Genomic DNA, 5,029 nt, shown 5'->3' with positions numbered 1-5,029 from the left:
GGTAGATCTCGAGCCAGCCCGCCTCCGTCCTTAGCGGCGCGGCCCCCGCGCCTATCCGCTGCGAGTCCCACATGCCCGGGCGGGTTCGCGCCAGGCAGCGGTGCGCACCCCAGTGGGTGAGGTCTTTAGACTGGCCGATCCAGATGTCGTTGCCCCCCAGACCGGCGCCGCTCGGCCGGTGCAGCGCGTAGTAGCGCCCGCCGATCCGCTCAGAGAAGAGCGCGCAGTCTTTGTTGTGAGGCGGGATGATCACGCCGTGACGCTCGAAGCTTTGCCAGTCGGTGGTGCTCGCCAAACCGACACCGACGCCACAAGGAGAAACGGCTGAAAAGCTCAGGTAGAAGCGCCCGTCAAGCTCCGTGACGCGGCAGTCCTCGATGCCGAAGGACTCGAGTTCCCCTTGTCCCGTAAGCGTCGGCGTCTCGGCAACTTCAAAGCGGACGCCGTCGTCACTCCAGGCCAGCCGCAGATGCGAGAGCGTGGTGAGAAACGTCTCTCCCCGGTAGCGAAAACCCCTGGGGTCACCAAGTTCCAAGTCCGGGTCATCCTTAGGGAACTTGAGGATGCGGATCCCGTTCGCCGCCGCGGGGTCGAGGACCGGCGTGCTCAGCCATCCGTCCTCCTGCAGCGGCCTTTCGGCAACGCGGAGGAGCAGCCACGTCTTGCCCACGAAGCGGAACGCGCCAGGGTTTAAGAGGCTGACGACTTCCAAGCCCGCCATGCTGGGCGCGACGTCCTGCGGCGTCAGAATAGGGTTGGCGTCGAACCGTTTTGCTAGCGGCGGTAGTGAAGGCATAGGCGACTCCTGAACATTTCTAGATATTCGACAGCCGCGGGCAAGAACGGTCAGGTCATCTTTCATGGCTCTCCCCCACGTCCCTTTCCGCCAGACGCCAGGAGTGGCGGGGTTCGTAAGCGAGGAGCCGCCGCGCCTTGGCGATAGACCAGACGCTGAGGTTGCCCTCGAGCGGCTGCCGGAAGGCGACGCCGGGGTAGTAGCGCTCGACGAGTTCGGCGGTAGCGACCTCGCTCAGCGAGTCGGTGGCGGTGATGTTAAAGACTTCGAAGCCGAGGCCTTTAGCCTCTATCCCGAGGCGGCAGGCGCGCGCGGCGTCACGCACGTCCACGTATCCCCAAAGCTCGTTGGCGCGCAACTCCGGTCGCGCCCGAAAGGTCGCGGCCTGCGCCGCTACCTCGCCGGGCTGCGTAATCCAGTGGAAGCGGTAAGCGAGCACCGACATGCCCGTGCGGCGGTGAAAGGCTTCGCCCGTGCGCTCGGTAACCTCCTTGGAGAGAGCGTAAGGGTCTTGGGGCAAGAGCGGGTGCGCCTCGTCGATGGGGACGTAGTGAGGAGGAAAGGGGTGAAGGGCAAAGGCGGTGCCCAAGGCCGCGGTGCTCGAGGCCACCACCGCCTTCCCTACCCCTAAAAGTGCCGCCGCCTGCAGCACCGCGAAGGTCGCGCGGGTGTTGGTCGCAAAGACCACCTCGTCCGGGTGCCTCCCCGGCGAGGGGATGGCGCCTAGATGCACGACCGCCTCGCAACCGTAGAGCGCGCCTGCCACCTGCCCGACGTCCGTGAGGTCGGTCTCGCGGTAGTGGGCAAGGTCCTTGGCTGAGCCGGGCGGCCGCAGGTCCGCGTTGACGACCTCATAGCCGTGCCCGGCTAGCTCGCGGATGACCCACCTCCCCAAGGCGCCGCTGCCGCCGGTGACGAGCACCTTCATAGGACTCCCGTTACGTTCATCTAGGGGCGGATGACGGTGCCGTCGGCGCGCCGCACCTCTGGCCAGCTGCCGTTTAAGGGGTGTTCGGGAAACGGGTACTTAGCCGCCAACGCCTCGTCGATATCGACGCCCAGCCCCGGCCGGTCGCTCGGCCACAGATAGCCGCCTTTAAGTTCGGGGCAACCCGGAAACACCTCGCGGGTGCGCTCGCTAAAGGTGTGCCGCTCTTGAATCCCGAAGTTTAAGCAGGCGAGGTCGAGGTGCAAGTTGGCGGCGTGGCCGACCGGCGAGACGTCGCCGGGGCCGTGCCAGGCGGTGCGCACGCCGAAAAACTCACTCAGCGCCGCCAGCTTGCGCGCCGGCGTCAAGCCACCGATGGCTGAAATGTGGACGCGGATAAAGTCGAGGAGCCGGTCCCGAATCAGGGGCACATACTCGGCGGGGTTGACGAACAGCTCGCCGATGGCGATGGGCGTGGCGCTCTGCTGCCGGAGGATGCGCAGGTAGTCGATGTCCTCGGGCGCAAAGGGGTCTTCCAGAAAGAACAGCCGGTAGGGCTCGAGCGCCTTGGCCAGGCCGATTGCCTCGATCGGGAAGACGCGCTCGTGGACGTCGTGCAAAAGCTCGACCTCGTCGCCTAAGCGGCCCCGGAGGTGTTCGAAGAGTTTGGGCACCAGGCGGCAGTAGGCGCTCGGGTCCCAAGAGCCCTGCGACCCCGCCGCTTCCGCACCCGTAGGGACGATCTGCGCCCCGTAGGTCGCGTAACCCGGCACGGACACCTGGCAGCGCACGTGGCGGTAGCCCTCCGCGACAAAGCCCCGCACCTCCTCCTCGACCTCTTCAAAGTCCCGCCCGGAGGCGTGGGCGTAGAGCGCCGCGGCCTTGCGGCATTTGCCCCCGAAGAGATCATATACGGGCATCTTGGCGAGCTTGCCCTTGATGTCCCAAAGCGCCATGTCGACGCCCGAGAGGGCGTTGTTGAGGACCGGGCCGCTGCGCCAGTAAGAGCTCAGCAGGCTCGCTTGGTAGATGTCTTCGATATCGCTTGGGTCGCGGCCGAGCAAAAAGGGCTTGAGGTAATCCTCGACCGCCGCCACGACCGCTAGTGGGCGCTGCGTAAAAGTGGCGCAACCGAGGCCGTAAAGCTCAGGCTCGTTCGTCTCGACCTTGACTACGACCAGGCGGATGCCATCAGGCGCGGTGCAGATGGCTTTGATGTTGGTGATCTTAAGACCTCCGGACTGCGCCGGACCCGAATCAGACATAAATCCTCTTCCCTCTTCCACCGGAGGTAAATGCGCTAGAAAAACGTTTCGCCGTCGCCATAACTGCCTCCCCTAAGCCAAGCTCACCACACTGTTTCTCAACCGTTCCTCGTGTTTCACCTAACCTAATGCACCTGTTATACACCCGTATCCTACTCGTCACAAGGCTAAAATAGCGGGCAACCACCTTCAGCCGCCTTGACTTCGCCAGCAGAAGCTGTAACATTACCACAATTCTAAGGTTTGGCAACGGTACCAAAGGCAGAGCTTTTTGAGTTTATTCGCTGGCAGCACGGATGATTCTCATTGGTACCGTTACTAGGAGGTGAGCAGACTTTTCCACTCGAGGCGTTCGTTGAGGCGCCGGCTAGAAACTGCGAAAAGAAGCTGGCAGGCAGTGCCCCATAGACCCGAAGTCGGCAAACAAGCCCCATGATCATCTTGTTGATCACCATAGTCACCACAGGAGGAAAGAACATGAAACAACTGACCAAACTGGCAACGGCGCTGCCCACAGGTTTCTTATCGTCTTTCTTATTGACGACTTTCGTAGTGACCGCTTTCATCGTGACGCTCCTCCTTACGACGCACTTTGGAAGCGTCGTGACCGCACAAGAAGCACCACAAGAACAGGCACAGGGAGAGGAGCGGATCGCCTTCACCATGCGCCACACCACCTCTTGGTTCGGCGACACCGCCGACGCGGGAGCGGGGGCGTGGGTGCAGGGGACGATCAATGCTATGTGGGTCGATGAGGACGGCTCCGTCTACACCAACAGCATCTGGGACGAAGACGCCCGCGAGGCGGGCGTCTACCGCGACGGCCAGGTAGTAGGCCGGCTCCCCGGCCTTCACGGCACCGGCGGCTACGCGGTGACCGGCGACGACGCCCACATCTACGTCGCGGCGACGCTCGACGGCGGCTACGCCGTGCGGCGCTTTAACAAGTCCGACTACAGCGCCAGCCCCTTTGAAGGGGGCGAGGGACCCTCCGGCGACGGCCTCGTCGTGAGCGAGCGGGGGCATATCCGAGGGCTCGCCTACCACCACGGCGAGCTCTTTGCCAGCGACACCGACGGCGACAGGATACGCGTCTACGACGCCGCCACCATGACCCATAAGCGCGACCTCCCCATTTCGCGCCCGGGGCCCTTGAGCGTCGGTGAGGATGGCGCCTTGTGGGTGGTCGAGGAGGTCATCGACCGGGAGATCGCCGAGGACGGCACCCTCACCGTGGCGGGGGCCGGCTCGGACATCTGGGACAGCGCCGACGGCTTTTACTACCTCTACCGGCAGGTTACAGGCGACGCCGTGCTGAGCGCTCGAGTGGCCCGGCAGGAAAACACCCACGCGTGGGCCAAGGCGGGCGTGATGGTCCGCGAAACCCTGGACCCCGGCTCGCCGCACACCCTCATGGCCCTTACCCCCGGCAACGGCAGCACCTTTATCTGGCGCGCCGCGGCGGGCGAGGGCTCCCAGAGCAGCACCCCCGGCGACGGCGCCAGGGCGCCCTATTGGGTGAGGCTCGAGCGCCGCGGCGACACCCTGACCGGCTACGTTTCAGAGGACGGCAGCGAGGGTTCCTGGACCGAGGTCGGCGAGGCGGCGCTGGGGCTGGCTGAGGAAGTTTATCTCGGGCTGGCGGTCAGCAGCCATAGCGAAGGCGCCCTCAGCAGCGTCGAGTTCGATAACGTCGGGGACCTCGCCTCGTGGCAGGGTCAAGACATCGGCAACGCCCGAGACGGCGAGGCCTTTTCAGGCCGCGTCACCAGCACCACCACCACCCGCACCATCAGGAAGCTCGCCTTGGACGGGGAACTCCAAGACGCTCGGATAACTGACGTGGTGAACCCGGCGGCGTTGGCCGTCGACAACGAGGGGCGGCTCCTCGTCGCCGAAGACGGGCCGAGGCAGCAGATTTTGATCTACGACGTTTCCGGCGCGCCAGAGCTCGTGGGGACGCTCGGCGAAGAGGGCGGGATCTACGCGGGTGAGCCGGGAAGGTACGGCGACCTCAAGCTAAACGGCCCGGTCGGGATC

5 protein-coding genes are annotated in these 5,029 nt (G+C 64.7%); 1 reads left to right on the top strand and 4 read right to left on the bottom strand.

Going from position 1 to position 5,029, the window contains the following annotated elements; genetic code table 11:
- The 4 genes from M3498_05690 to M3498_05675 all read right to left on the bottom strand — a co-directional run.
- On the bottom strand, nucleotides 1-796 hold a 796-nt coding region (locus M3498_05690), incomplete at its 3' end, for a glycosidase (GenBank protein MDQ3458777.1).
- A gap of 55 nt (nucleotides 797-851) precedes the next feature.
- A complete protein-coding gene (locus tag M3498_05685) occupies nucleotides 852-1,724 on the bottom strand; it encodes an NAD(P)-dependent oxidoreductase (GenBank protein MDQ3458776.1) in 873 nt (290 codons plus the stop codon).
- Between the two features lie 20 nt (nucleotides 1,725-1,744).
- Nucleotides 1,745-2,989: a starvation-sensing protein RspA gene (locus M3498_05680; GenBank protein MDQ3458775.1), complete on the bottom strand. Its 1,245-nt coding sequence runs from the start codon at nucleotides 2,987-2,989 to the stop codon at nucleotides 1,745-1,747.
- Nucleotides 2,990-3,225: 236 nt separating this feature from the next.
- Nucleotides 3,226-3,555, bottom strand: coding sequence for a hypothetical protein (locus tag M3498_05675; protein ID MDQ3458774.1), 330 nt, complete (start codon nucleotides 3,553-3,555; stop codon nucleotides 3,226-3,228).
- On the opposite strand from M3498_05675, the gene M3498_05670 reads away from it, so the two are divergent.
- Nucleotides 3,542-5,029 (top strand): DUF1349 domain-containing protein (locus tag M3498_05670; protein MDQ3458773.1); only part of this gene is annotated, 1,488 nt, incomplete at its 3' end. The two genes, M3498_05675 and M3498_05670, sit on opposite strands and share 14 nt — an antisense overlap.

It is taken from the genome of Deinococcota bacterium, from assembly GCA_030858465.1.
In the GTDB taxonomy this organism is placed as follows: Bacteria; Deinococcota; Deinococci; order Deinococcales; family Trueperaceae; genus JALZLY01.
Note: the sequence above shows the minus strand (reverse complement) of the source record. Positions and strands in the feature narration are given on the sequence as shown.